This window comes from Actinokineospora bangkokensis, from assembly GCF_001940455.1.
GTDB classification, from domain to species: domain Bacteria; phylum Actinomycetota; class Actinomycetes; order Mycobacteriales; family Pseudonocardiaceae; genus Actinokineospora; species Actinokineospora bangkokensis.
Genome location: NZ_MKQR01000006.1, coordinates 134,288 through 158,902, shown reverse-complemented (window position 1 = coordinate 158,902; position 24,615 = coordinate 134,288). Strand labels below are relative to the sequence as shown.

Sequence of the window (24,615 nt, the reverse complement as noted above, 5' to 3'; positions counted from 1 at the left end):
ACCAAACGAACGGGCTCTTCCAAGAGCCGAAGCCGAAGGCGAGGCGAAGCCACAGCAGGCCACCGCAAGCCCCCCACCCAGCACACCCCAGCAGCGCCCGCCTACGCTCGCCCCGTGCTCGTGCTGCTCCCCCCATCCGAGACCAAGAGCGACGGCGGCGAAGGCGAACCGCTGGACCTCGGTGCCCTCTCGTTCCCCGAGCTCACCCCCGTGCGGTTGCGGCTCACCGAAGCCCTGCGGACCCTGGCGGACGACGTCCCGGCCAGCATCGCGGCGCTGGGGTTGTCGGAGCGGCAGGTGGACGAGGTGGAGCGGAACGCGGAGCTGTTCACCTCCCCCACGCGGCCCGCCCTGGAGCGGTACACGGGAGTGCTCTACGACGCGCTGGGCGCCGCAGGCTTCACGAAGGCGCAGCGGGCCAGGGCTGGGCGGCGCCTGGCCGTGGCGTCGGCGCTGTTCGGGGTGGTGCGGGCCGAGGACCCCATCCCCGCGTACCGGCTCTCCGGGGGTTCGGTGCTGCCCGGGGTCGGGGGGTTGCGCGGCGTCTGGCGCGCGGACCTGGAGAAGACGCTGTCGACGGTGGATGACCTGGTGGTGGACCTGCGGTCCGGGGCCTACGCCACGTTGGCCGACGTCCCGCAGGCCGTGACGGTGCGGGTGGTGACGGAGGACGCCGGGGGGCGGCGCAAGAGCGTGAGCCACTTCAACAAGGCGGCGAAGGGGCGGTTGGCGGCGGCGTTGGCGGTCGCGCCGCGGGAGCCGGGGACGGTGCGGACGATCATCTCCACGGCCCGGGCGGCGGGGTTGCGGGTGGAGAAGGTGGGCGACCGGGAGCTGGAGCTCGTCATCGACTGAGGCCGGTGGCGCGGCCGGAGCGGTAAATCGGTTGCGCGGGGGTTCGGGTCTCCTGGACCCTGTGCGCACGAGGTCGAGAGCCGGGGCCGGAGGGCCCGGGTGGAGCCGGAGGAGGTGCGTCGTGGACATGACTGTCCCCGTGGTGGCGCGCGTCCGTCCACCCGCCCCGCCGAGCTGACCCGAGGTCGCGCGGTGGGGATCCCTCCCACGCTCCGAGGAGCCCACCAGTGCGCGAGCACTCCACTTCTTCTTCTTCTTCTTTTCCCTCCACCGATCACCTGAACGACTCCAGCCTGGACGACCCCGGTCTGGATGACACCGGTCTGGCTGACACCGACCAGGCCGCCGGGGACCTCTCCGAGGTGTTCGACGAGCGGGCGGGCGGTGCCTGGCCCGACCCGTACGAGGACCGCTACGACGACCTCTACGGCGACCTCGACGACGACCCGCACGAGGTGCGGATGCGCAGGCGGGGGCGCGGGGGTGACCCGCAGCCGTCGCGCACCGGCCGGTTGACCGAGGCCGAGAAGGCCCGGTTGGGGCGGGTGCGCGAGGACGCCTACAGCGAGGCCGACGAGCTGCCCGCGGGGGCCGACCGCTGGTCGACCTGGGCCGAGGCCGAGCAGGGGCCCGCGCCCCGGCCCGGGTGGGTGGTGACCGACCTGGCCGCCGCCGACACCGAGCTGGGGGTGCTCAAGACCGGCAAGGAGGCCGACGTCTTCCTGCTGGAGCGGGCCGTGCCCGGGGCACCGGGGTGCCTGCTGGCGGCCAAGCGCTACCGGTCGGCCGAGCACCGCCTGTTCCACCGCGACGCCGGGTACCTGGAGGGGCGGCGGATGCGCAAGTCCCGGGAGAACCGGGCGATGGCCAGCCGCAGCTCGTTCGGGCGCAACCTCATCGCCGAGCAGTGGGCGGTGGCCGAGTTCGCCGCGCTGGGCCGGTTGTGGGCCGCGGGCGCGCCCGTGCCCTACCCGGTGCAGCGCGACGGCACCGAGCTGCTGCTGGAGTTCCTCTCCGCCGACGGCCGCGGCGCCGCGCCCCGGTTGGCGCAGCTGCGGCCCGGCGCCGGGGAGCTGCGCGAGCTGTGGGAGCAGCTGGTGGCGGCGCTGGAGGTCCTGGCGGGGCAGGGGTTGGCCCACGGCGACCTGTCCGCCTACAACCTGCTGGTCTGCGACGGGCGGCTGGTGCTCATCGACCTGCCGCAGGTGGTCGACGTGGTGGCGAACCCGGCCGGGGTGGACTTCCTCGCCCGGGACGTGGCCAACGTGGCGGCGTGGTTCGCCGCGCGCGGGCTGCCCGCCGACATCGGTGACCCGGGTGCCCTCACCGCCCGGCTGCTGACCGCCGCAGGGGTGTGAGGACGGTCACCCGCGGGTGCCGCGGTGCGGGCGGGCCAGGGTGCCCGCCCGCACCGTTCCCGCAGTTCAGTGGGCACGATCACCCCGGTGGGTGCCCCGGGCCGCACGCCGGGGGCACCGCGTCGGGTACGCTTGACAACGCACCGCGAGCGGCCCACGCCGCTCCCGCCGGGCTCGAAGGCCCGGGCGGTGGCGGTGCAGTCCACACACCCATGACGGCGCGACACCGAGCGCGCCGGGCCCGTCCGCGTGAAAGCCTGCCGACCTCTGCACGAGGGCGGAGCCTCCCGAGACGTGCCACGTCCCGAGAGGACCCCGTGCAGAACTCTGCCGTGCCCATGACCGCCGACGCGCCCGCCGAGCGCAAGCCCCGGCACCGGCACTCCGGCAAGGGTCGGTTCGACTCCCCCGAGTCCGGTGAGGGCACCACCTTCGCCGACCTCGGCCTCCCCCAGCCGCTGCTGCGCGCGCTGGCCGACGCGGGCATCGACAGCCCGTTCCCCATCCAGGCCGCCACCCTCCCCGACGCGCTGGCGGGCAAGGACGTGCTGGGCCGCGCCCAGACCGGCTCCGGCAAGACGCTGGCCTTCGGCCTGGCGCTGCTGGCCCGGCTCAACGGCGGGCAGGCCCGCCCGCTGCGCCCGCGCGGGCTGATCCTGGTGCCCACCCGCGAGCTGGCCCTCCAGGTCTCCGACGCGCTGACCCCGCTGGCCAAGTCGCTGGGCCTGTGGTGCCGCACCGCGGTCGGCGGCATGTCCTTCCCGCGCCAGGCCGACGCGCTGCGCCGCGGCGTCGACCTGCTCATCGCCACCCCGGGCAGGCTGTCCGACCACGTCCGCCAGGGCACCTGCATCCTGCACGACGTGGTGCACACCGCCATCGACGAGGCCGACCAGATGGCGGACATGGGCTTCCTGCCCCAGGTCCGCGAGATCCTCGACCTCACCGACCCGACCGGCCAGGTGCTGCTGTTCTCCGCCACCCTCGACGGCGACGTCGACCAGCTGGTGAAGCGCTACCTGACCAACCCGGTCACGCACTCGGTGGACGTGTCCACCGCGAGCGTGTCGACCATGGAGCACCACATGCTCCTGGTCTCCCGCCAGGACAAGGCCGACGTCATCACCCAGGTGGCCGCCCGCGAGGGCCGCACCATCATGTTCGTGCGCACCAAGCACCACGTCGACCGCCTGGCCGACAAGCTGCGCTCGGTGGGCGTGCGGGCCGGTGCCCTGCACGGTGGCAAGACCCAGGGCGCGCGCAACCGCGTGCTGAGCCAGTTCCGCGACGGCGACACCCCCGTCCTGGTCGCCACCGACGTCGCCGCCCGCGGCATCCACGTCGACGGCGTCTCGCTGGTCGTGCACGTCGACCCGCCCGCCGACCCCAAGGACTACCTGCACCGGGCGGGCCGCACCGCCCGCGCGGGCGAGTCCGGCACGGTGGTCACGGTCGTCACCTTCGACCAGCGCCGCACCGTGCAGCGGATGACCGACAAGGCGGGCGTCAAGCCCGAGGCCAGCAAGGTCCGCCCCGGCGACGAGGAGCTGGTGCGCATCACCGGCGCCCGCGTCCCCAGCGGCGAGCCCGTGGTGGACCCGCCGGTGCGCCCGGCCCGCCCCGCCCGCTCCTCGGCCCCGCGCCGCGGTGGCGAGGGCGGCTTCCGCCCGCGCCGCACCGGCGGTCGGGAGGGCGGCCACCGCGAGGGCGGCGGCTTCCGCGACCGGGACCGCGACCGCGAGCACCACCCGCGCGAGCACCACTCCCGCGACTTCCACCCCCGGGACGACCGCCGCGGTGCCCCGCGCCGCGCGCCGCGCCGCTTCAACAACGCCGCCGACCGCGGCTGAGCACGACTCCTCGACGGGCTGGGCCCCGGTGCACCGCACCGGGGCCCAGCCCGTTTCCGTGTGCCCGTCCCGGGTTCTCGCGCCACGCCGCTTCACCGACGCCGAGCACGACTGGTCATGGCAGCGCAACGGACGGGGACCCGTTGCGGCGCAAGAGGTCCCCGCCCGTTGTCGCCTCGCTGTCAGGCCGTCGCAAGTGGCCGGGTATCTCGCGCAAGTCCGGCGGACCAGCCCGACAGCAGTCCGAATCGGACAAGTGCACCGCGTTCGGCGTGGCCCACCTCGGTCACAGCAGGGTGAGCTGCTGCCGCTGCTCCGGCGCGGCCACCGCGGGCGCCACCTCGGGCGTGGAGCCCTCCGGCCAGCGGGTCGTGGCTGAACTCGCCAGCTTGTGCCTGCGGAGCAACGGGCGCACCCGCGCGGCCAGCGCCTCGCGGTACCCGGCGGCGGCGTAGGCGCCCTTGCCGTAGATGCGCCGGTACAGCGGCACGAGCAGCGGGTGCTCGCGGGCCAACCACGCCGCGAACCACTCGCGGGTCCCCGGGCGCAGGTGCAGCGGGATCACCGTGACCCCGGTCGCCCCGGCCTCGGCCACCGCGCGCAGCAGGGAGTCCAGCTGCTCCACCGAATCGGTCAGTCCCGGGAGGACGGGGGCGACGAAGACGCCGCACGGCAGACCGGCTTCGCGCACGCGGCGCACCAGTTCCAGGCGGGCGGCGGGGCTGGGGGTGCCCGGTTCGACCGAGCGCTGGAGGTCGCGGTCCAGCAGGGCGATCGAGACGCCGACCCCGACGCCGACGTCCCGCACCACCTCCGCCAGCAGCGGGATGTCGCGGGAGAGCACGGTCCCCTTGGTGAGGATGGAGAACGGCGTGCCCGAGTCGCGCAGCGCGCGGATGATGCCGGGCATGAGCCCGTAGCGGCCCTCGGCACGCTGGTAGGGGTCGGTGTTGGTGCCCATCGCGACGTGCGCGCGGGTCCACGAGGGTGCCTGGAGCTGGCGCTTGAGCACCTGGGGGGCGTTGAGCTTGACGACCAGCTGGGTGTCGAAGTCGTGGCCCGCGTCGAAGTCCAGGTAGGTGTGGGAGTTGCGGGCGAAGCAGTTGTGGCTGACGACGCCGTTGGCGATGAAGTCCGAGGTGCCGGTGGTGATGTCGTAGAGCGGCAGGTCCAGGCCCAGCGGCTCGACCTCGACGACGTCGAGCTTGGCGGGGGACTTGATGGCGGCGCCGTCGATGGTGCGCTTGGCGGTGACGGCCGGGTCCGCGGTGTGGAAGAAGCGCAGGTGCTCGGGCAGGCCGCCGTCGACGCGCACGCACCGCCTGGCCATCGGCAGCCTGCGCTCCTCCAGCGCGTGCTGGAACCCGAAGCGGGTCAGCGCCTCCTGCACCTGCGCCAGCGCCTCGGGCCCGAGGTTGGGCAGCCGCAGGATGCGGTTGGCGAAGGTGCCGTCGGCGTCGAAGGTGGCGGCGAGCAGGCCCTTGCGCCACTCGTCGGTGGGGGTGCGCGGGCGGTCGACGGGCAGCGTGAGGCCGCCGTCGCCGCCGAGGTAGTCGGCGACCCTGGCGATGGCCTGCGGGGAGCGGGGCGCGCCGCCGTCGCCCCTGGCGATGCCGTGCAGGTAGCCGCGGCGGTAGTCCAGGGAGTCCTTGGGCGGGGCGGCGAAGTGCCCGGTGCCCATGAGCTTGTTGCCGACGGTCAGGTGCGGGCGGCGGCCGGGCCCGGAGGTGGCGCCGGTGACGTGCTTCCAGCCGCGCTCGGTGAGGAAGCGGTGGTCACCGCTGGCGATGAGCTGGGTGCCGTCGGCGAGGGTGACGCGGTAGGCGGGCTTGAGCGTGGTCCAGTGCGCGGTGACGGTGGTGGGGACGTAGTGGCGGTAGTTGCCGCGGCGCTCGGTGCCGTAGATGCGGTCGCCCACCACGAGCTCGGCCAGGGGCTTGGTGGTGCCGTCGGCCATGAGGATCGGGGTGTCGCCGTGCAGGCAGTAGCTGCACGCGTGCGCGCACCCCCGGTAGGGGTTGACCGTCCACTCGAAGGGCATCGGGGAGGCGCCGGGGACCCGGTTGAGCACCGACTTGGCCAGGACCTCGTGGAAGACCACCCCGCTGAACTCCGGGGTCCGCACGCTGCGCACCAACCCCGGCAGGCCGGGGAGCGCCTGCTGCCCGGCCTGGTCCGCTCGCTGTCCGTCCCATCGCATGCCACAGTCGAACACATGTTCGAGTGATCCGCAACGGATCTCACCAGGTCCGCGGCACCGGGTACCCCGTCCGGGGTTTTTGGGACTATCCTCTATTACTGAGCGCAGCAGAGGAGAGCCCGATGAGCAGCGAGCCCACCCGGTTGACGGTCGAGGACGCCAACGCGGTGCTGGCCACCCAGCCGTTCAACGCCCAGGTCGGCGCCCGGTGCACCGCCCTGGTGCGCGGCGAGGCCGAACTGGAGATCGACGTCGACGAGCGGCACAAGCAGCAGCACGGCACGGTGCACGGCGGCGTGCTCGCCTACGCGGTGGACAACGCGCTGGCGATGGCGGGCGGCAGCGTGCTCGGCCCGCGCGTGGTGACGGCCGGGTTCTCGGTGAACTTCGTCCGCGCCGCCCGGGGCGGGGTGCTGCGGGCCAGGGCGGTGGTGCTGCACGCCTCCAGCAGGCAGGCGGTGTGCTCGGCGGAACTGCGGGCGTTCGGGGCGGACGGCTCGGTGGAGTTGTGCGCGGTCGCACAGGGGACGATCGCGGCTATCCGCTGAGCACCAGCCCGCACGCCCGCCGCACGAGCGCGGTGGTGCCCGCGGGCACCACCGCGCCGTCGTTGAGGTGCCTGCTCACCACGGCGATCGGCAGGTCGAGCAGGGCCAGCAGCACCTCCTCGCGGGAGCGCCCGGTGCTCGCGCACAACGCGCGCACGACCCGGGTGGTCTCCGCGGTCCGGGTCGCGGCGTGCTCGCGACGCCGGGCGCGCGCCTCGTCCGACCAGGTGTGCGGGTCGAACGCGCGCACGCCCGCGTGCAGGACGACGGCCTCGCCGTGGTGCTCGCGGCACCAGTCCACCGTCCACGCCGCGGTGTCGACGATGCCCGCGGCGGTGGGGTCGGCGTCGATGCGGGCGAGGAAGGCCCGCTGGAAGCGGTGCTCGGTGCGCAGCCACGTCGCGGCCAGCAGCGACGGGCGGTCCGGGAAGCGGTGGTAGAGCGAGCCGCTGCGGGCCCCGACCTCGGCGGCGACCGCCGTCATCGTCACCGACCGGGGCCCGGAGGTCGCGTGCAGGCGGATCGCGGCATCGATGAAGTCGTCGGGGGTGTGCGCCGGGGGCCTGCCCATGCGGTGAGGGTAGTGCGTGGAAGCGCCCGCGCCGCCGGGGTGCGCGGGGCACGTAGGCTCCCGGCGGCGGGCGGGCACGGGGCTGGGAGGCACAGGTGTTGGATTCGCTGCTGGACGCGCTGCGGACCACGGCGTTCACCGCCTTCGGGGCGCCGACGTCGTGGGTGGAGGTCATCGGGTTCGTCACCGGCGCGCTGTGCGTGTACCTGGTGGCCAGGCAGAACGCGTGGAACTGGCCCATCGGCATCGCCAACAACGTGGCGTTCTTCGCCCTCTTCATCACCGCGGGCCTCTACGCCGACGCCTGGTTGCAGGTCATCTACGTGGCGCTGGCCCTCTACGGCTGGTGGGCGTGGCTGCGCGGCGGGGAGCGGGGCACGCACCTGCCCGTCTCCCGCGTCACCCGCCCGCAGTGGTGGGGGCTACTGGCCGCCGGGGTCGCGGGCACGGTCGTGCTGACCCTCGTGCTCGAGCACGGCACGGACTCCGCGGTGCCCCTGCCGGACGCGATCACCACCGTGCTGTCGCTGCTGGCGACCTGGGGGCAGGCGCGCAAGAAGGTGGAGAGCTGGTGGCTGTGGATCACCGCTGATGTCATCTACGTCCCGCTCTACGCCTACAAGGACCTCTGGCTCACCGCGATCCTCTACGTCGGCTTCCTCGCGCTGTGCGTGTTCGGCCTGCGCTCCTGGTCGGCGCGGCTGCGCGCCGAGGTGGCCGCGTGAGGTTCCGCCACGCCTTCCTGCTCGGCAAGTTCTACCCGCCGCACCTGGGCCACCACCACCTCATCCGGGCCGCCGCCGCGCGGTCCGAGCGCACCACCGTGGCCGTGCTGGGCGCCTCGGTGGAGTCGTTGACCATCGGGGAGCGGGTGCGGTGGGTGGCCGCCGAGCACCGCGACGACCCCGGTGTGCGCGTGCTGGGCGACCTCGACGACCACCCCATCGACTACGACGACGGCGACGTCTGGGACCTGCACATCGGTGTCTGCCGGTCGGTGATCGCCCGCCGCGGCATGCAGGACCCCGGCACTCCCCCGGTCGACGCGGTGTTCAGCAGCGAGGACTACGGCGCCGAGCTGGCCCGCCGCCTCGGCGCCGCGCACGTGCCGGTGGACCCCGACCGCACCACCTTCCCCGTGTCCGGCACCGCCGTGCGCGCCGACGTGCGGGGCAACTGGGCGAACCTGGCCGAGCCCACCCGCGCCGGGCTGGCCACGCGGGTCGTCGTGCTCGGCGCGGAGTCCTCCGGCACCACGACCCTCGCGAACGCCCTCGCCGCGCACTACGGCACCGAGGCGGTCCCCGAGTACGGCCGGGAGCACACGATCGGCAAGGACGCCGCCGGGGCTCCGGTGTGGACGGTGGGCGACTTCGTCGACGTGGCCGTGCGCCAGGGCGCCGACGAGGACGCCGCGGCCCCGGCGCACCCCGTGCTGGTCTGCGACAACGACCCGTGGGCGGCGACGGTGTGGTGCGAGCGCTACCTGGGCTCCACCCACCCGGAGGTGGACGCCGCCGTGGGGGCGCGCCGCCCCGCGCTGTACCTGCTCACCGACCACGTGGCCGTCCCGTTCGAGCAGGACGGCTGGCGCGACGGCGAGCACCTGCGCCCGTGGATGACCGCCCGGTTCGTGCGCGGCCTGCGCGAGCGCGGGGTGCCGTGGCGGCTGCTCACCGGCAGCCACGAGCACCGCCTGCGGGTGGCCGTGCGCGCCTGCGAGGCCGCCGCGACCGCCCGGTTCACCTTCGCCGACCCGCTCTGAGCCACCATGTACCCCGTGGATGACGGGGACACGCAGCCGATACCGCGGATCGGGCCGGACCAGCCGCGCCGCCCCCAGCCCCCGGGCGGGCGGCGGGAGCGGCACTCCGGCGAGCTGCGGCGCCCCGAGACCCAGGACCGGCGTCCCCGGCACAGCTCGGGTGAGCTGCCCGTACCACCCCGCAGGCGCTCCCCGGCGCAGCACAGCTCGGGCGAGCTGCCCGTGACCGGGCGCGACGACGCGCGGGAGAAGACCTCCGGTGAGCTGCCCGCGGCGCCGGGCGGGCGCAGGCGCGCCCCGGAACCGGAGCTGCCCACCGGCCACGGCCACGGCCACGGGCCCGCGAAGCCGGTGTCGGACAAGGTGCGCAAGCTGCTGGTGCTCCTGCTGCTGCCGTTCGCCCTGGCCTCGGTCGTCGGCGTGGTGGTGCTCTTCCACGCGGGCGACGCCCCCACCGCCGTGAACGCCTCCGCCCAGCAACCCGTCGACGGCGAGGTGACCGCGGCGCAGGTCGGCCCGTGCGGGGCGGCGGACACCGGCGGCAACCAGTGCCTCGTGCTCACCGTGGCCATGTCCGACGGCGTCGCCGCGGGCAGCGACGTGCGCACCGCCGTCCCGCTGGAACCGTCCACGCCCCGCTTCGCCGTGGGCGACGAGGTGGTGATGTCCTACTCCGGCGGCGACCCCCTGGCGGGCGAGTCCTACCAGGTCGTCGACTTCCAGCGCGGGCTGCCGCTGTGGGTGCTCGCGGGCCTGTTCGCCGCGGCGGTGGTGGTGCTGGGCCGCTTCCAGGGCGTCAAGGCGCTGCTGGCGCTGGGCCTGAGCTTCGCGGTGCTGCTGCTGTTCGTGCTCCCGGCCATCCTCGGCGGGGAGAACCCGCTGTGGGTGGCGGTGGTGGGCGCCGGGGTGATCATGTTCGTGGTGCTCTACCTGACCCACGGCTTCTCCGCGCGCACCTCCACCGCCGTCCTGGGGACGATGGTGAGCCTGGCCCTCATCGGCGTGCTCAGCGCGGTCTTCTCCGCCGCCGCCCAGCTCACCGGCCTGGACGAGGACACCTCCGCGCTCGTGGGCTCGCTCGGCCACGCCATCGACGCGCGCGGGCTGCTGCTGGCGGGCATCGTCATCGGCGCCCTGGGGGTCCTCGACGACGTCACGGTCACCCAGACCAGCGCGGTGTGGGAGCTGCGGGCGGCGAACCCGGCCCTGACCTGGCGCCAGCTCTACGCCGCGGGTCTGCGCATCGGCCGCGACCACGTGTCCTCGGCGGTGAACACCCTGGTCATGGCGTACGCCGGGGCAGCGCTGCCCGTCCTGCTGTACTCGTCGATCTCGGGGGTGGGCCTGGGCACGATCCTGGGCTCGCAATCGATCGCCCAGGAGATCGTGCGCACCCTCGTCGGCAGCATCGGCCTGGTCGCCGCCGTGCCCGTCACCACCGCCGTGGCCGCGCTCGTGGCGGTCCGCGAGCCCGCGGCGACCCACGCCGAGCCGGAGCAGGGCTGACCCGCGCGGAGCCCTCGGTGGGCGTGGCGGCCCGGCGTCAGTCCAGCGACGCCACGAACCGCGTGATCGCCTCGGGCTTCAACCGCTGCGCCAACCGGCCCTCCGGCGCCACCGACGCCAACCGGTACAGCGGCCGGTCCGGCGCGGGCTCGCCCTTGGCCTCCGCCCGCAGCTGCGCCACCAGCAGCTGCGAGAACACCAGCCCCGCGGTGTTCTCGCTGCCCGCCAGCAGGTCGGCGAGCTTGCGCAGCACCAGGATCCCCAGCTCGCGCCCCCCGGTCCCGGAGTAGACGGCCAGCGAGACGTTCACCGCGCGCTTGTCGTCCCCGCTGACGAGCAGGCCCACCGTGCGCGTCCCGCGCAGGTCGGTGACCACCAGTTCCAGCCCGCGGGCGGTCCGCAGGTCCACCCGCCGCTTCCCGAAGGTCCTGGCGACGACCTGCGAGCCCTCCAACCACACCTGGCGCCGCGCCGACCCCCAGGCCAGCAGCCCCAGCGGGACGGCGACGACCGCGGCGGCGACCAGCGCGGGCACCCGCCCGCCGATCAGCCCGACGACCCCGCCGACGGCCGCGGCCAGCACCACCACGACCAGCACGGCGGCGGTCGTGCGCCGCCGCCCGCCCGCGCCGTCGACCAGGCTCAGCGGGACCCGCTCGGGCGGCGCGCCCGCCATCACAGGCCCCGCCCGCGGCCCTTGTGCGCGGCACTGGGCTCGCCCAGGTCGACCACGCCGGTGAGGAACGGGTTGCTCGCGCGCTCGCGGCCGATGGTGGTGGCCCCGCCGTGGCCGGGCAGCACCACCGTCTCGTCGTCGAGGGCCAGCAGCCTGCGCAGCGAGGCGGTCATCTTCGCCATGTCGCCACCGGGCAGGTCGGTGCGGCCGATCGACCCGGCGAACAGGGTGTCGCCCGCGAACAGCAGGTGGTCGTCGTCGGCGGTGTCGTGGCCGAACACCACCGACCCCTCGGTGTGCCCCGGGGTGTGGGTGACGGTGAACCGCAGGCCTGCCAGGTCCAGCTCGGCGCCGTCGGTGAGCTCGCGGACCTCCTTGGGCTCGCGCAGCTCCAGGCCGCCGAAGAAGCTCGCGGCCTGGGCGCTGAGGCCGCGGGCCGGGTCGCTGAGCATGAACCGGTCGTCCGGGTGCACCCAGGCCGGGATGTCCGAGCCGTCGCACACCGGCGCCACGGAGAAGACGTGGTCGAGGTGGCCGTGGGTGAGCAGCGCGGCCACCGGGGTGAGGTCGTGCTCGCGCAGGGCGGCGGCGATGGGCTCCTCGGCGTCCTGCCCGGGGTCGACGATCACGCACGGACCACCGCGCTCGGGCGCGACCAGGAAGCAGTTCGCCTGGAACGCCCCGGTGGGGAAGCCGACGACGAGCACGGGGGACCTCCACGGAACGGGGTTCACAGCCGATTCCCAGCCTATCGGCCCGGCCCACCACACTGTCCTTACCGGGGTGCCCCATAGACTGCGCCACTGCCGGAAGCGAGTGGTCAGGGAGGGTGCCAGGTGCCGAGCAACGATCAGCGCCGGAAAGCGGCCAAGGCCAAGCTGGAGCGCCAGCTGGCGAACAGGGCCGCGCGAGCGCGCAAGCGCCGCACGATCGGCGTGGTGAGCACCGTTGTCGGCGTGGTCGTCGTCGTGGGCGTGGTGTACCTGCTGGTCAACATCGGGTCGGGGGACGACAGCACCCCCGCGGCCGAGCCGACCGCCGCCGCGGACGCGCCGACCGGCGTGCCGACGACGACGCTGGCCCCGCAGAAGCGGGCGACCGCGCTGCCCGCCAAGGCCACCTGCGCCTACCCGGCCGAGGGCACCCCGGCCAAGCCGAACACCGCCCCGCCCACCGCGGACATCCCCGCCGAGGGCACCCAGGGCGCGACGATCAAGTTCGGGGACAAGGAGGTGCCGGTCACCCTCGACCGCGCGCTGGCCCCGTGCACGGTGAACAGCTTCACCAGCCTGGCCAAGCAGGGGTACTTCGACGGCACCGCCTGCCACCGCCTCACCACCTCCGCGAGCCTGCAGGTGCTCCAGTGCGGCGACCCGACCGGCACCGGCGGGGGCGGCCCCGGCTACAAGTTCAACGACGAGACCTTCCCCGAGGCCAAGTACGGCCGCGGCGTGCTCGCGATGGCCAACTCCGGCGCCAACACCAACGGCAGCCAGTTCTTCATGGTCTACGGCGCCGCCGAGCTGCCGCCGAACTACACCGTGTTCGGCACCATCTCCGAGGACGGCCTCAAGGTCATCGACGAGATCGCGGCGAAGGGCACCCAGTCCGGCTCCGGCGACGGCAAGCCGGTCAACGACGCCACCATCTCCTCGGTCGCCGTCGCCTGATGCGCCCGCTGCCCGCCCTGGCCGCCCTGGCCGCCGCCGCGCTGCTCCTGAGCGGGTGCGCGTCGGCGGTCCGGGGCACCGCGGTGGCGGGCGAGGTCCCGCCCTCGACCGCCCCGCGCACGACGACCTCGGCGCAGGCGTCCACCTCGGCACCCGGCGCGTCCGGGGCCGGGGTGTCGTGCGACTACGAGCGCTCCGGGACCGCCGCCAAGCCCGTCGACCTGCCGCCCGCCACCTCCACCGACACCCCGGCGAAGGTCGTGCTGGCGCTGGGTGGCGGTGAGGTGATCGTTGAGCTGTCCCCGGACACCCCGTGCACCGGGCGCAGCTTCGCCCACCTCGCCCGCTCGGGCTACTACGACGGCACCCCCTGCCACCGGCTCACCACCTCGGCGGGCCTGCAGGTGCTCCAGTGCGGCGACCCCAGCGGCACCGGCTCGGGCGGCCCCGGCTACGTCATCCCGGACGAGAACCCCGACAGCGCCAGCGCCTACGTCCCCGGCGTGGTCGCGATGGCCAACGCGGGCCCGCACACCGGCGGCAGCCAGTTCTTCATCATCTACGGCACCTGCGACATCCCGCCGGACTACGCCGTCATCGGCAAGACCGACGCGGCGGGCCTGGCGGTCGTCACCCGCATCGCCGCGGGCGGGGTCGACTCGCCGTCCGGCGACGGCCCCCCGAAGACGCCGGTCACCATCGAGTCGGCGAAGGCGTCCTGACCCGGTGACCTACGACGAGCGACGCCCGCCCGGGCTGCCCCGGGCGGGCGTCGACTGCGTCTGGAGCCGCACCGGCGGCGGCGAGCAGGTCCGCGTGCTGCCCGACGCGTGCGCCGACGTGCTGTGGCACCGCGAGACCGGCACCCTGCGCCTGGCGGGCCCGGACACCACCGCCCAGCTCACGACGTCGGAGCCGGGCACCCTGGTCGGCATCCGCTTCCCCACCCTGCACGGCCCGCTCGGCCTCCCCGCCTCGGCGGTCCGCGACGCCCGCGTCCCGCTGGCCGACGTGTGGACCCCGCACCGCGCCAAGGCCCTCGCGGACCGCCTGGCCCGCACCCCCGACACGCGAGCGGCCCAACTCCTGCTGCTGGCCGAGTTCGAGTCCACACCGGACCCGCTCGCCACCGCGCTGCGCGCGCTGGCCCGCCGCACCGGCGCCGTGGCCGAGATGGCCGCCGACCTCGGCTACAGCCCCCGCCAGCTGCGCCGCCACGCCCACACGACGTTCGGCTACGGCCCCAAGACCCTGCACCGGGTGCTGCGCTTCACCGCTGCGCTCGACCGCGCCAGGGCGGGCGTCCCCCTGGCCGAGGTCGCGCAGGTCACCGGTTACACCGACCAGGCGCACCTGGCCAAGGACGTGCGCGCCCTCGCGGGCACCACCCTGACCAGCCTGCTCAGGGGAGGCGGTCGAAGCGGCGGAGCAGGAGCAGGTTCTCCAGGGTGATGATGCCCGCCCACTCGTACTCGGTGACCGGGGTCCACGCGGGCCAGTCGACGCGCCAGCCGCCGTCGTCGCGCTGCTCGGTGAGCAGGCGGTCGAGGTCGGCCGCGTGCTCGGCCTCGGTGAACCAGCTCAGGGCCAGGCTGTCGGGGGTGGGCGCGTAGTCGTGGGGGCGCTTCAGCTCGCCCGCCGAGTAGCCCTCGGGGAGCACCGCCGAGTCGTCCCCGACGTCGACCAGCCCGCTGGAGCGGACCAGCTCACCGAGCTTCGCCGCGGCGGTGGCGGCGCGGTCGCGGTCGGGGGCGGCGTCGAGGAAGTGGATGGCGCCCAGCGCCTCGTACGGGTGGGTGCTGGTCAGGGCCTCGATGCGCGACCAGCAGAACCCGGCCGCCCGGTCCAGCCACGGGTCCGAGGTCACCCCGCCCGCCCACACGGCGCCGACGAGGTTGGCCGTGGCGAGCAGGTCTCCCTCGTAGGCGTGCGGGACCTGCCACCACGGCGCGCGCGGGTAGTCGGCCGCGTTCGGGTGGACGAACGGCAGCCCACCCTCGTCGGTGGCGATCGACCCCAGGTAGCCGAGGACACCGGAGAGGTCGGCGCCGACCTCGTTCAGCACGTGCACGGCGGACAGGGTGGTGATCGGCTGGCTACCCGGCCCGCGGCCGTCCGGCTCCAGGGCGTTGCCGTAGCCGCCGTCGTCGTTGCGGTAGGCGTCCAGGGCGCGCGCGACCGCGTCCGCGGAGCCGTCGCCGAACGAGAACTCGTAGCGCCTGCGCTCCAGGACGCGGGCCGTGCTGTGCAGGAAGGTGACCGCGCGGTCGCGGTCCACGGGGCTCAACGTCGTCACGTCGAACCACCGTAGGGGCCGCGGCCCGCCCGGTCTTGGCGAGAACGGTCAGGACCCGGAGGTGACCCGGTAGACGTCGTAGACGCCCTCCACGCTGCGCACGACCTTGAGCACGTGCCCGAGGTGCTTGGGGTCGCCCATCTCGAAGGAGAAGCGCGACACCGCCACCCGGTCGCGGGAGGTGGTCACCGACGCGGACAGGATGTTGACCCGCTCGTCGGCCAGCACCTTCGTCACGTCGGAGAGCAGCCGGTGCCGGTCGAGCGCCTCGACCTGGATGGCGACGAGGAACACCGACGACTCCGACGGCGCCCACTCCACCTCCAGCAGCCGCTCGGGCGACTGGAGCAGCTCGTCGGCGTTGGTGCAGTCCGTGCGGTGCACGCTCACCCCGCCGCCGCGGGTGACGAAGCCCAGGATGTCGTCGCCGGGCACCGGGGTGCAGCACCGGGCCAGCTTCACCCACACGTCCGAGGCGTCCTTGACGATCACGCCCGCGTCGCCGGAGCTGCGCCTGCGGGTGATCGTGGACGGGGTGGCCCGCTCGGCCAGCTCCTCCTCGGCGTGGTCGACCCCGCCGAGCAGGGCCACCAGCCGCTGCACGACGTGCCGGGCGGAGGTGTGCCCCTCCCCGACCGCGGCGTAGAGCGAGCTGACCTCCGGGTAGCGCAGCTCGCGGGAGAGCGCGGTCACCGAGTCCGCCGACACCAGCCGCTGCATGGGCAGCCCGACCCGGCGCACCTCCTTGGCGATGGCGTCCTTGCCCGCCTCGATCGCCTCTTCCTTGCGCTCCTTGGCGAACCACTGCTTGATCTTGGCCCGGGCCCGGGGCGAGGCGGTGAAGGCCAGCCAGTCCCGCGACGGGCCCGCCCCCTCGGCCTTGGAGGTGAAGATCTCGACGACCTCACCGTTCTCCAGCTTGCGCTCCAGGGCCACCAGCCTGCCGTTGACCCGCGCGCCGATGCAGCGGTGGCCGACCTCGGTGTGCACGGCGTAGGCGAAGTCCACCGGCGTCGACCCGGCGGGCAGGGTCTCCACGTCGCCCTTGGGGGTGAAGACGAAGATCTCCCGGGTGGCCAGGTCGTAGCGCAGCGACTCCAGGAACTCCCCCGGGTCGGCGGCCTCCCGCTGCCAGTCCAGCAGCTGGCGCATCCAGGCCATCTCGTCGACCTCGACCCCGGAGTGGGTGCCCTTGGTCTCCTTGTACCGCCAGTGCGCCGCGATGCCGTACTCGGCGGTGCGGTGCATCTCGTGGGTGCGGATCTGCACCTCCAGCGGCTTGCCGTCCGGGCCGATCACCGTGGTGTGCAGCGACTGGTACACCCCGAACCGGGGCTGGGCGATGTAGTCCTTGAACCGGCCGGGCATCGGCTGCCACAGCGCGTGCACCACGCCCATCGCCGCGTAGCAGTCGCGCACGTCGTCGACCAGGATGCGCACGCCGACGAGGTCGTGGATGTCGTCGAAGTCGCGGCCGCGGACGATCATCTTCTGGTGGATCGAGTAGTAGTGCTTGGGCCTGCCCTCGACCCTGGCCTCGATCCGCGAGGCCTCCAGGTTGTTGCCCAGCTCCCCGACGACCTTCTGCAGGTAGGTGTCGCGCGAGGGCGCCCGGTTGGCCACCAGCCGCACGATCTCGTCGTACTTCTTGGGCTGCAGGATGGCGAAGGCCAGGTCCTCCAGCTCCCACTTGACCGTGGCCATGCCCAGCCGGTGCGCCAGCGGGGCCAGCACCTCCAGGGTCTCGCGGGCCTTCTTGGCCTGCTTCTCCGGCGGCAGGAAGCGCATGGTGCGCATGTTGTGCAGCCGGTCCGCCAGCTTGATCACCAGCACCCGGGGGTCGCGGGCCATGGCGATCACCATCTTGCGGATGGTCTCGGCCTCCGCGGCCGTGCCCAGCTGCACCTTGTCCAGCTTGGTGACCCCGTCGACCAGGTGCGCCACCTCGTCGCCGAAGTCGGCGGTGAGCCGCTCCAGGGAGTAGTCGGTGTCCTCGACGGTGTCGTGCAGCAGCGCCGCGACCAGCGTCGTGGTGTCCATGCCCAGCTCGGCGAGGATGGTGGCGACCGCGAGCGGGTGGGTGATGTAGGGGTCGCCAGACTTGCGCCGCTGCGCCTTGTGCTTGTCCTCGGCGACGTCGTAGGCCCGCTGCAGCAGCGCCAGGTCCGCCTTGGGGTGCAGCTCCCGGTGCACCGCGGCCAGCGGTTCGAGCACCTGCTTGACCACGGCGGGCCGCTGCGCGGTGATGCGCCGGGCGAGCCGGGCGCGCACGCGGCGGGTGGCGGACGGTTGCCTGCCCGCGGGGGTGGTGGCCGCCTCGGCGGCGGTCACCCCGGCGGGGCTCGTCTGCACCTCGTGGCTCAAACCTGCTCCCGGCGCACTCTCGGGTGTCCGGGTCACGGGTGTGGCCCGGACACCGAGGATAACTCCGCAGCAGGCCAGGACGGCGGTGCGGGGCGCCGAACCGCCCACATGGGACGCCGAGCGTGCCCCGGCGCACCGCGGCACGATCAGCGGGTGACCGCCCACCGACGCCGGGTGGTGACCCGCGCCACGAACCGCTGGCGGCCCGGGTGCTCCCGGGGTGCTGGACCGGCCGGTCAGACGCTGAGCAGGGAGACGAAGTCCGCACCCCCGGGCAACCGGGAGCGACCGCCGAGCGCGGTCAGCTCCACGACCACGGCCACCACCGCGGTGGTGGCGCCCGCCCGCTCGACGAGCCCGGCGGCGGCCTCCACCGTGCCGCCGGTGGCCAGCACGTCGTCGACGATGACGACGCGGCTGCCGGGCGCGAGGGTGTCGGCGGGCAGCTCCAGGGTGGCCGAGCCGTACTCCAGGTCGTAGGTGACCCGGTCGGCCACCGCGGGCAGCTTGCCCGGCTTGCGCACCGCCACCAGGCCGAGCCCGGCGGCGGTGGCCAGCGCGGCGCCGAAGAGGAACCCGCGGGCCTCGATGGCGACCACGGTGTCCACGGCGCCTGCCCCGGAGGGCAGCGCCGCGGCGAAGGCGTCGGTGACCGCCCGGAAGCCCGCCGCGTCGGCGAGCACCGGGCTCAGGTCGCGGAACAGGACGCCCGGCTCCGGGAAGTCGGGGACTTCCCGGACGAGGCCGAGCGCCCTGTCCAGCGCGGTGCCGTCGGCCACGGTCAGCGGCGCTTCTTGCCCGAGGGCCTGCCGCCGGACTTGCCCGACGGCCGGGTGTTGGCCGCGACGCGGCGGGCGTCGGAGGCCTTGGGGGTGCGCCCGGGGACGCCACCGGCCATCGCCTTCTCCCGCCCGGTCTCCTCGGCCTCGTCCTCGCCGTCGGTGACCCCGGCCGCGGCGCGCTTGGCCTGGAGCTCCCGGCGGGCCTGGACCTTGCGGGCCTGCTGGGCGAACTGCGGCTCGCGCATCTTCAGGTCCACCAGGATCGGGGTGGCCAGGAAGATCGAGGACAGCACACCGGCCAGCATGCCGGTCAGCTGCACCAGCGCCAGGTCCTCCAGGGTGCCCACGCCGAGCACCCAGACGCCGACGATGAGCAGGCCGATCACCGGCAGCAGCGCGATCAGCGAGGTGTTGATCGAGCGCATCAGGGTCTGGTTCAGCGCGAGGTTGGCCGCCTCGGGGTAGCTGCGCCTGGTCAGCCCGAGCAGGCCGCGGGTGTTCTCCTTGACCTTGTCGAACACCACGACCGTGTCGTAGAGGGAGAACCCGAGGATGGTGAGCAGGCCGATCACCGTGGCCGGGGTGACCTCCAGGCCGATGAGCGAGTAGACGCCCGCGGTGACCACGATGTCGTGCACCAGCGCGCCGAGCGCGGCGACGGCCATCCACTTCTCGAAGTACAGCGCGAGGAAGATGGCCACCAGCACGATGAACACGCCGAGCGCGATCAGCGCCTGCCGGGAGATCTCCCCGCCCCAGGTGCCCGACACCGCCGAGTCGCTGACCTGGCCGACGCCGGTGCCGCCGGTGGCCGACTTGGGCTTGAGGTCGTTGGCCAGCGCGGCCTTGACCCGGCCCACCTCGTCGTTGGTCAGCGTCTCGGCCTTGATCTGCATGGTGGCCGAGGCACCGGTGCCCACCGACTGCACCGACGAGGCGTCGCGGCCGGCCGCGCGGGAGAACACGTCCTCCACCTGCTCGACGGTGATGACCTGCCCGGCCTCGTTCTGCGCGGGCATCGACAGCCGGGTGCCGCCCTCGAAGTCGATGCCGAGGTTGAAGCCGCGGAACACCATCGAGATCAGGCAGATGAGCATCAGCCCGCCGAAGATGGCGTACCAGCGCTTGCGGTGCCCGACGATGTCGAAGGCGCCGTTGCCGGTGTAGAGGCGGTCGAAGAAGCTGCCGCGCTGGGCGGTGCTGGTCGACCCGGGGGTGCTGGACCCGGTGCTGGGGGTAGACACGTCCGTCACCCTTCCTTCGCGGCGGTGCCCGCCACCCGCGCGGCCCGCTTGTTCGACGCCGCGGCGCGGTGCGCCGAGCCGAGGCCGGAGAACTTGGGGTTGGACAGGAACTTCGACTTGGAGGCGATCGCGACCAGCGGGTGCGTCACCAGGAACACGACCACCAGGTCGAGCACCGTGGACATGCCCAGGGTGAACGCGAAGCCCTTGACCTGGCCGACGGCCAGCACGTAGAGCACCGCCGAGGCCAGGAAGCTGATCGCGTCGGCGGAGAGGATGGTGCGCCGCGAGCGCACCCAGGCGCGCGGCACCGCCGAGCGGAAGCTGCGGCCCTCGCGCACCTCGTCCTTCAACCGCTCGAAGAAGATGACGAACGAGTCCGCGGTGATGCCGATGGCGATGATGAAGCCCGCGATGCCCGCGAGGTCGAGGGTGAACCCGATCCAGCGGCCGAGCAGCACCAGCACCGCGTAGACGACCACCGCCGAGAGCACCAGCGACAGGATCGTCAGCACGCCGAGCAGGCGGTAGTAGATCAGGCAGTAGACGAACACCAGCGCCAGGCCGATGCCGCCCGCGATGAGGCCCGCCTCCAGCGAGGCCAGGCCCAGGGTCGCCGACACCGTCTCGGCCTCGGAGGGGTCGAACGACAGCGGCAGCGAGCCGTACTTGAGCACGTTGGCGAGCTTGGTGGCCTCGGAGCTGGAGAACCCGCCGGTGCCGCCGGTGATGGTGGTGTCGCCGTTGATCACCGACTGGATGGTGGGGGCGGAGACGACCTGGGTGTCGAGGACGAACGCCGCGCGCTGCTGCAGGTGCTCCTCGGTGTACTTCGCCCAGATGGACTGGCCCTCGGGCTTGAAGCTCACCACGACCTGGTAGCCGGCGCCCTGCGGGTCCTGGCCCGCGGTGGCGTTGGAGATCTGGGTGCCCTCCAGGAACGACGGGCCGAGGACGAACTTCTCCGCGCCGTCCTGGTCGCAGGCGACCAGCGGCAGCTTCGGGTCGTCGTTGCCGACCAGCGGGTCGACCTGGCCGGGGCCGCAGTCGATCAGGGCGGCGACCGCGGACTGGAGCGCGGTGTCGGCCGGGGTGGCCGCGCCGGAGGCGTCGGTGCTGTCGACCAGGCGCGGGTCCTGGCGGCACTTCTTGCCCTCGGTGATCAGCTGCCCCTCCTGGTCGGAGTCCAGGGGGTTGTTGCGGTCGGTGTTCTTCAGCGCGAGCAGCTGGTAGAGCACGCAGGACTCCGGCGGCGCGGCGGCGTCGTAGCGCTGCTTGCGGTCGTCGGGGAGGCTGTCGTAGAGGGCCTTGTTCGCGCCGGTCAGCGCGTCCGAGGGCTTGGGGGCGGGCGCGGCGGGCGTCGACGGCGCGGCGGGCGCGGTCGTGGTGGGCTGCTGGGCCTGCGCGGGGGCCGGGCGGCCCTGCGGCGCCGGGTTGCCGGTCGTGGCCGGGGCGTTGGTGGCCGCGGGCGGGGTGGCCGGGGCCGTGCCGGTCGTCGCGCCCGGCTGCTGGGTCTGCTGCGGGGTGGTCTGGCCCGCCTGCACGACCGGGCGGAAGCGCAGCTGCGCGGTCTGGCCGAGGTCGCGGGCGCGGTCGCCGTTCTCCCCCGGGACGGTGATCACCAGCTGCGTGCCGTCCAGCACCACCTCGGCGCCGCTGACGCCGGTGCCGTTGACGCGGGTCTCGATGATCTGCCGGGAGAGGTTCAGCGACTCGCGCGAGGGCGGTTCGCCGTTCTCGGTCCTGGCCGTCAGCGTCACCCGGGTGCCGCCCTGCAGGTCGATGCCCAGCTTGGGTTCGGCCCGGTGGTCGCCGGTCGCGAAGACCAGGGCGTAGAGGACGGCGACTACTGCTACGAAGAACGCCAGATAGCGCCCTGGGCGGATCTGCCCAACCGGTGGTGCCACGGTCGGTCCGTCTCCTCGGCTCGCTCGTGTGCGCACGCCAGCGTGCGCGCCGCGATGGTGGTCATGACGCTGCGCCCACACCCGGGGTTCTCATGTGGGTGAGGGCGCAGCGTACCTGGTGTCAGGTGAGCCCGGTGTTGCGCGGGTCACTGTGCGCGCCCGCCCCGGGGCGCACGGTGACCGCGCGGGTCGGGCGTCAGTTCTTGCGCTGCTCCGGGGTCGCGTCGGCGGTGTCCTTGGCGGGCGCCTCGACCTCGGTGACCTCGTCGATGGCCTCGTGCTCGCCGCCGACCTCGTCCTCGTCGTCGAGCACGTCCGGGCCGACCTTCTCCCGGACGGCCTGGCGCAGCCAGGTGGTCTCGTAGCCCGGCGCGATCTCGATGCCGATGGTGGCGTCGTCGCTGATGTCCGACACGGTGCCGTAGAGGCCCGAGGTGGTCATCACCCGGTCGCCGACCTGGAGCGAGTTCTGCAGCGCCTGCTGCTCGGCCACCATCTTCTTCTGCTTGCGGGAGCCGAGGATGAGCGGGATGGCCAGCACTGCGACGAGCAGCAGGGGCAGTAGGGCTGAGTTCATTTCTCTCCGTCCGGGAACCGTTCCCGAGTCGGGAAAAGTCCGATTGTTCGGGTTTTCACCCGATTCTGCCAGGTCACAGCACCCCGTCGGCGCCGAGGTCGGGCAGTGCGAGCGGTCACTCGTCGAACAGGGTAGGCGCCGCCCAGCCGGGGGCGTCCGCGGGGGCGGTGAGCCCCAGGTGCGACCAGGCCAGCGCCGTGGCCACCCGGCCGCGCGGCGTCCTGGCCAGCATCCCGGCCCGGACGAGGTACGGCTCGCACACCTCCTCCACGGTAGTCGGCTCCTCCCCGACCGCCACCGCCAGCGTGGCCACGCCGACCGGCCCGCCGCCGAACGAGCGCACCAGGGCGCCGAGCACCGCCCGGTCCAGCCGGTCCAGGCCCAGCTCGTCGACGTCGTAGACCTCCAGCGCCGCGCGGGCCACCGCCCGGTCGACCCGGCCGTCGCCGCGCACCTCGGCGTAGTCGCGGACCCGGCGCAGCAGCCGGTTGGCGATGCGCGGAGTGCCCCGGGAGCGGCCCGCGACCTCGGCGGCGCCGTCGGCGCGCAGGTCGACCCCGAGGATGGTCGCGGAGCGGCGCAGCACCTGCTCCAGCTCCTCGGCGGCGTAGAACTCCATGTGCGCGGTGAAGCCGAACCGGTCGCGCAGCGGCCCGGTCAGCGACCCGGAGCGGGTGGTGGCCCCGACCAGGGTGAACGGCGCGATCTCCAGCGGGATGCTGGTGGCGCCGGGGCCCTTGCCGACCACCACGTCGACCCGGAAGTCCTCCATCGCCAGGTACAGCATCTCCTCGGCGGGGCGGGCGATGCGGTGGATCTCGTCGATGAACATGACCTCGCCCTCGGCGAGGTTGCTCAGCATGGCGGCCAGGTCGCCCGCGCGCTCCAGGGCCGGGCCGGAGGTGATCCGGATGGGCCTGCCCAGCTCGGCGGCGATGATCATGGCGAGGCTGGTCTTGCCCAGCCCGGGCGGCCCGGACAGCAGCACGTGGTCGGGCGGGGCGCCGCGGCGCTGGGCGCCCTCCAGCACCAGTTGCAGCTGCTCGCGCACCCGGGGCTGGCCGACGAACTCGGTGAGCAGCCGGGGCCGGAGGGTGGCCTCGTCGTCGCGCTCCGCGGGCTCGGCCACCGGGGACAGCTGCGCGTCCGCCCAGTCCTGCTCGGCGAACTCGTCCATCACCGCTGGGGCCCGAGGGTCGCCAGGGCCTTGCGCAGCACCGCCGGGGTGGCCGCGCCGGAGTCCTCGGCCAGCACCCGGTCCACGGCCTGCTCGGCCTGCTTGACCCCGAAGCCCAGGCCGGTCAGCGCCTCGACCACCGAGCCGCGCACGGCGCCGGGGGCGGGCGCGGCCGGGGTGGCGTCGGCGGCGACCACCGCGTCGACCTTGTCCCGCAGCTCGATGATCAGCCGCTCGGCGCCCTTGCGGCCGATGCCGGGCACCTGGGTCAGGGTGCTGATGTTGCCGTCGGCCAGCGCGTGCCGCAGCTGCGCCGGTTCCAGCACCGCCAGGGTGGCCAGGGCGAGCCGGGGCCCGATGCCGGAGACGGTCTGGAGCAACCAGAACAGGTCGCGCGCGGCGGTGTCGGCGAAGCCGAACAGGGTCAGCGAGTCCTCCCGCACGACCAGCGCGGTCGACAGCGCCGCCTCGTCGCCGCGCCGCAGGGTCGCCAGCGTGTGCGGCGTGGCCTGCACCGCCAGCCCCACCCCGCCGACCTCGACGACCGCGTGGTCGAGGCCGATCGACGCCACGGTCCCGCGCACCGAAGAGATCACGAACCCACCGCCCTGCTGCCCGCTGCCCTGCTGTTGGGAGTGGCCGCCGCGCCGCCCGCGGGGCGCCGCCCGCCCGACTTGGCCGCCTCGGCCAGCCTCGCACGGTGCGCCTTGGCCAGCTCCGCCGCCCTCGCCTCCGCCTCGGCCATCCGGTTGCGCACCGGCGCCCGCCACAGGTGGCAGATGGCCAGCGCGAGCGCGTCGGCGGCGTCGGCGGGCTTGGGCGCCTCGGTCAGCCGCAGCAGCCGGGTCACCATGGTGGTGACCTGCGCCTTGTCCGCCCGGCCGGACCCGGTGACGGCGGCCTTGACCTCGCTGGGGGTGTGGAACATGACCGGCAGGTCGCGCCGGGCGGCGGCCAGCGCCACCACGCCCGCGGCCTGCGCGGTGCCCATGGCGGTGCGCACGTTGTGCTGGCTGAACACCCGCTCGATGGCGACCACGTCGGGGCGGTGCCGGTCGAGCCATGCCTCCACGCCGTCGGCGACCTTGAGCAGCCGGGTGGCCAGCTCGTCGTCGGCGGGGGTGCGGATGACGTCGACGGCCACCGCCCGCACGGCGCGGCCCAGGCCCCCGTCGACCACCGCGATGCCGAGCCGGGTCAGGCCGGGGTCGACGCCCAGGACGCGCACGGCCGCCTCGTCCCCTCTCCCGTCGCGAACACTCGTTCGAG

Annotated in this window: 23 protein-coding genes; 10 read left to right on the top strand and 13 right to left on the bottom strand. The window is 74.2% G+C overall.

The features are described 5' to 3' along the window. The first annotated feature begins 114 nt into the window (after positions 1-114). The 3 genes from yaaA to BJP25_RS04300 all read left to right on the top strand — a co-directional run bounded on the left by yaaA (position 115) and on the right by BJP25_RS04300 (position 4,063). Complete coding sequence (gene yaaA / locus BJP25_RS04310) at positions 115-855, top strand: peroxide stress protein YaaA (RefSeq protein WP_075973456.1); 741 nt, start codon at positions 115-117, stop codon at positions 853-855. 461 nt (positions 856-1,316) lie between these two features. Next, positions 1,317-2,213, top strand: a complete 897-nt coding sequence (locus BJP25_RS04305) for a serine protein kinase RIO (RefSeq protein ID WP_075973476.1) — start codon at positions 1,317-1,319, stop codon at positions 2,211-2,213. A gap of 338 nt (positions 2,214-2,551) precedes the next feature. Further along, the gene (locus BJP25_RS04300) at positions 2,552-4,063 is read left to right on the top strand and encodes a DEAD/DEAH box helicase (protein ID WP_075973455.1); all 1,512 of its coding nucleotides are present in this window, start codon (positions 2,552-2,554) and stop codon (positions 4,061-4,063) included. A 286-nt stretch (positions 4,064-4,349) separates the two neighbouring features. On the opposite strand, the gene BJP25_RS04295 is transcribed toward BJP25_RS04300, so the two are convergent. After that, complete coding sequence (locus BJP25_RS04295) at positions 4,350-6,263, bottom strand: intein-containing Rv2578c family radical SAM protein (RefSeq protein ID WP_075973454.1); 1,914 nt, start codon at positions 6,261-6,263, stop codon at positions 4,350-4,352. Between the two features lie 122 nt (positions 6,264-6,385). On the opposite strand from BJP25_RS04295, the gene BJP25_RS04290 reads away from it, so the two are divergent. Continuing rightward, on the top strand, positions 6,386-6,811 hold the full coding sequence (locus tag BJP25_RS04290; RefSeq protein ID WP_075973453.1) for a PaaI family thioesterase: 426 nt from the start codon (positions 6,386-6,388) through the stop codon (positions 6,809-6,811). Here the strand turns inward: BJP25_RS04290 and BJP25_RS04285 are convergent. Then, entirely contained in the window at positions 6,801-7,382 is a 582-nt protein-coding gene (locus tag BJP25_RS04285; protein WP_075973452.1) for a TetR/AcrR family transcriptional regulator, read from the bottom strand. The two genes, BJP25_RS04290 and BJP25_RS04285, sit on opposite strands and share 11 nt — an antisense overlap. Before the next feature lie 95 nt (positions 7,383-7,477). On the opposite strand from BJP25_RS04285, the gene pnuC reads away from it, so the two are divergent. From pnuC to BJP25_RS04270, 3 genes are read left to right on the top strand one after another with little or no spacing between them, the layout of a single operon-like run. Next, a complete protein-coding gene (gene pnuC / locus BJP25_RS04280) occupies positions 7,478-8,107 on the top strand; it encodes a nicotinamide riboside transporter PnuC (RefSeq protein WP_075973451.1) in 630 nt (209 codons plus the stop codon). After that, positions 8,104-9,147: an AAA family ATPase gene (locus BJP25_RS04275; protein ID WP_075973450.1), complete on the top strand. Its 1,044-nt coding sequence runs from the start codon at positions 8,104-8,106 to the stop codon at positions 9,145-9,147. Before pnuC ends, BJP25_RS04275 begins: the two co-directional genes overlap by 4 nt. 15 nt (positions 9,148-9,162) lie before the next feature. Next, a complete protein-coding gene (locus BJP25_RS04270; protein ID WP_408607091.1) occupies positions 9,163-10,653 on the top strand; it encodes a YibE/F family protein in 1,491 nt (496 codons plus the stop codon). Between the two features lie 37 nt (positions 10,654-10,690). Here the strand turns inward: BJP25_RS04270 and BJP25_RS04265 are convergent, their stop codons facing one another. Together BJP25_RS04265 and BJP25_RS04260 are read right to left on the bottom strand one after the other, a co-directional pair. Beyond that, on the bottom strand, positions 10,691-11,329 hold the full coding sequence (locus BJP25_RS04265) for a hypothetical protein (protein WP_075973449.1): 639 nt from the start codon (positions 11,327-11,329) through the stop codon (positions 10,691-10,693). Beyond that, on the bottom strand, positions 11,329-12,036 hold the full coding sequence (locus BJP25_RS04260; protein WP_075973448.1) for an MBL fold metallo-hydrolase: 708 nt from the start codon (positions 12,034-12,036) through the stop codon (positions 11,329-11,331). The genes BJP25_RS04265 and BJP25_RS04260 overlap by 1 nt, the downstream gene beginning before the upstream one ends. Before the next feature lie 129 nt (positions 12,037-12,165). Between BJP25_RS04260 and BJP25_RS04255 the strand changes: the two genes are divergently transcribed. From BJP25_RS04255 to BJP25_RS04245, 3 genes are read left to right on the top strand one after another with little or no spacing between them, the layout of a single operon-like run. Then, entirely contained in the window at positions 12,166-12,999 is an 834-nt protein-coding gene (locus BJP25_RS04255; RefSeq protein WP_075973447.1) for a peptidylprolyl isomerase, read from the top strand. Continuing rightward, positions 12,999-13,721 (top strand): peptidylprolyl isomerase, encoded by a 723-nt coding sequence (locus tag BJP25_RS04250; protein ID WP_075973446.1) that lies wholly within the window; start codon positions 12,999-13,001, stop codon positions 13,719-13,721. Before BJP25_RS04255 ends, BJP25_RS04250 begins: the two co-directional genes overlap by 1 nt. A gap of 4 nt (positions 13,722-13,725) precedes the next feature. Continuing rightward, positions 13,726-14,451 carry a helix-turn-helix domain-containing protein gene (locus tag BJP25_RS04245; protein ID WP_198943336.1) on the top strand — a complete coding sequence of 242 codons (726 nt, stop codon included), beginning with the start codon at positions 13,726-13,728 and terminating at the stop codon, positions 14,449-14,451. Here BJP25_RS04245 and BJP25_RS04240 read toward each other — a convergent pair. From BJP25_RS04240 to ruvC, 9 genes are all read right to left on the bottom strand, one after another. After that, on the bottom strand, positions 14,402-15,295 hold the full coding sequence (locus BJP25_RS04240; RefSeq protein WP_075973445.1) for a hypothetical protein: 894 nt from the start codon (positions 15,293-15,295) through the stop codon (positions 14,402-14,404). The two genes, BJP25_RS04245 and BJP25_RS04240, sit on opposite strands and share 50 nt — an antisense overlap. A gap of 48 nt (positions 15,296-15,343) precedes the next feature. Then, the gene (locus tag BJP25_RS04235) at positions 15,344-17,647 is read right to left on the bottom strand and encodes a RelA/SpoT family protein (RefSeq protein ID WP_408607093.1); all 2,304 of its coding nucleotides are present in this window, start codon (positions 17,645-17,647) and stop codon (positions 15,344-15,346) included. Positions 17,648-17,895: 248 nt separating this feature from the next. After that, positions 17,896-18,438 carry an adenine phosphoribosyltransferase gene (locus tag BJP25_RS04230; RefSeq protein ID WP_143218873.1) on the bottom strand — a complete coding sequence of 181 codons (543 nt, stop codon included), beginning with the start codon at positions 18,436-18,438 and terminating at the stop codon, positions 17,896-17,898. Positions 18,439-18,440: 2 nt separating this feature from the next. Next, positions 18,441-19,685 carry a protein translocase subunit SecF gene (gene secF / locus BJP25_RS04225; RefSeq protein ID WP_075973472.1) on the bottom strand — a complete coding sequence of 415 codons (1,245 nt, stop codon included), beginning with the start codon at positions 19,683-19,685 and terminating at the stop codon, positions 18,441-18,443. Positions 19,686-19,690: 5 nt separating this feature from the next. After that, positions 19,691-21,592: a protein translocase subunit SecD gene (secD, locus tag BJP25_RS04220; RefSeq protein WP_075973443.1), complete on the bottom strand. Its 1,902-nt coding sequence runs from the start codon at positions 21,590-21,592 to the stop codon at positions 19,691-19,693. A gap of 196 nt (positions 21,593-21,788) precedes the next feature. Beyond that, positions 21,789-22,169 (bottom strand): preprotein translocase subunit YajC, encoded by a 381-nt coding sequence (gene yajC / locus BJP25_RS04215; RefSeq protein WP_075973442.1) that lies wholly within the window; start codon positions 22,167-22,169, stop codon positions 21,789-21,791. Positions 22,170-22,284: 115 nt separating this feature from the next. Continuing rightward, positions 22,285-23,346 (bottom strand): Holliday junction branch migration DNA helicase RuvB, encoded by a 1,062-nt coding sequence (ruvB, locus tag BJP25_RS04210; RefSeq protein WP_075973441.1) that lies wholly within the window; start codon positions 23,344-23,346, stop codon positions 22,285-22,287. After that, complete coding sequence (ruvA, locus tag BJP25_RS04205) at positions 23,346-23,942, bottom strand: Holliday junction branch migration protein RuvA (protein ID WP_075973440.1); 597 nt, start codon at positions 23,940-23,942, stop codon at positions 23,346-23,348. Before ruvA ends, ruvB begins: the two co-directional genes overlap by 1 nt. Continuing rightward, positions 23,939-24,574 carry a crossover junction endodeoxyribonuclease RuvC gene (gene ruvC, locus BJP25_RS04200; protein WP_075973439.1) on the bottom strand — a complete coding sequence of 212 codons (636 nt, stop codon included), beginning with the start codon at positions 24,572-24,574 and terminating at the stop codon, positions 23,939-23,941. The genes ruvA and ruvC overlap by 4 nt, the downstream gene beginning before the upstream one ends. Positions 24,575-24,615: the final 41 nt, after the last annotated feature.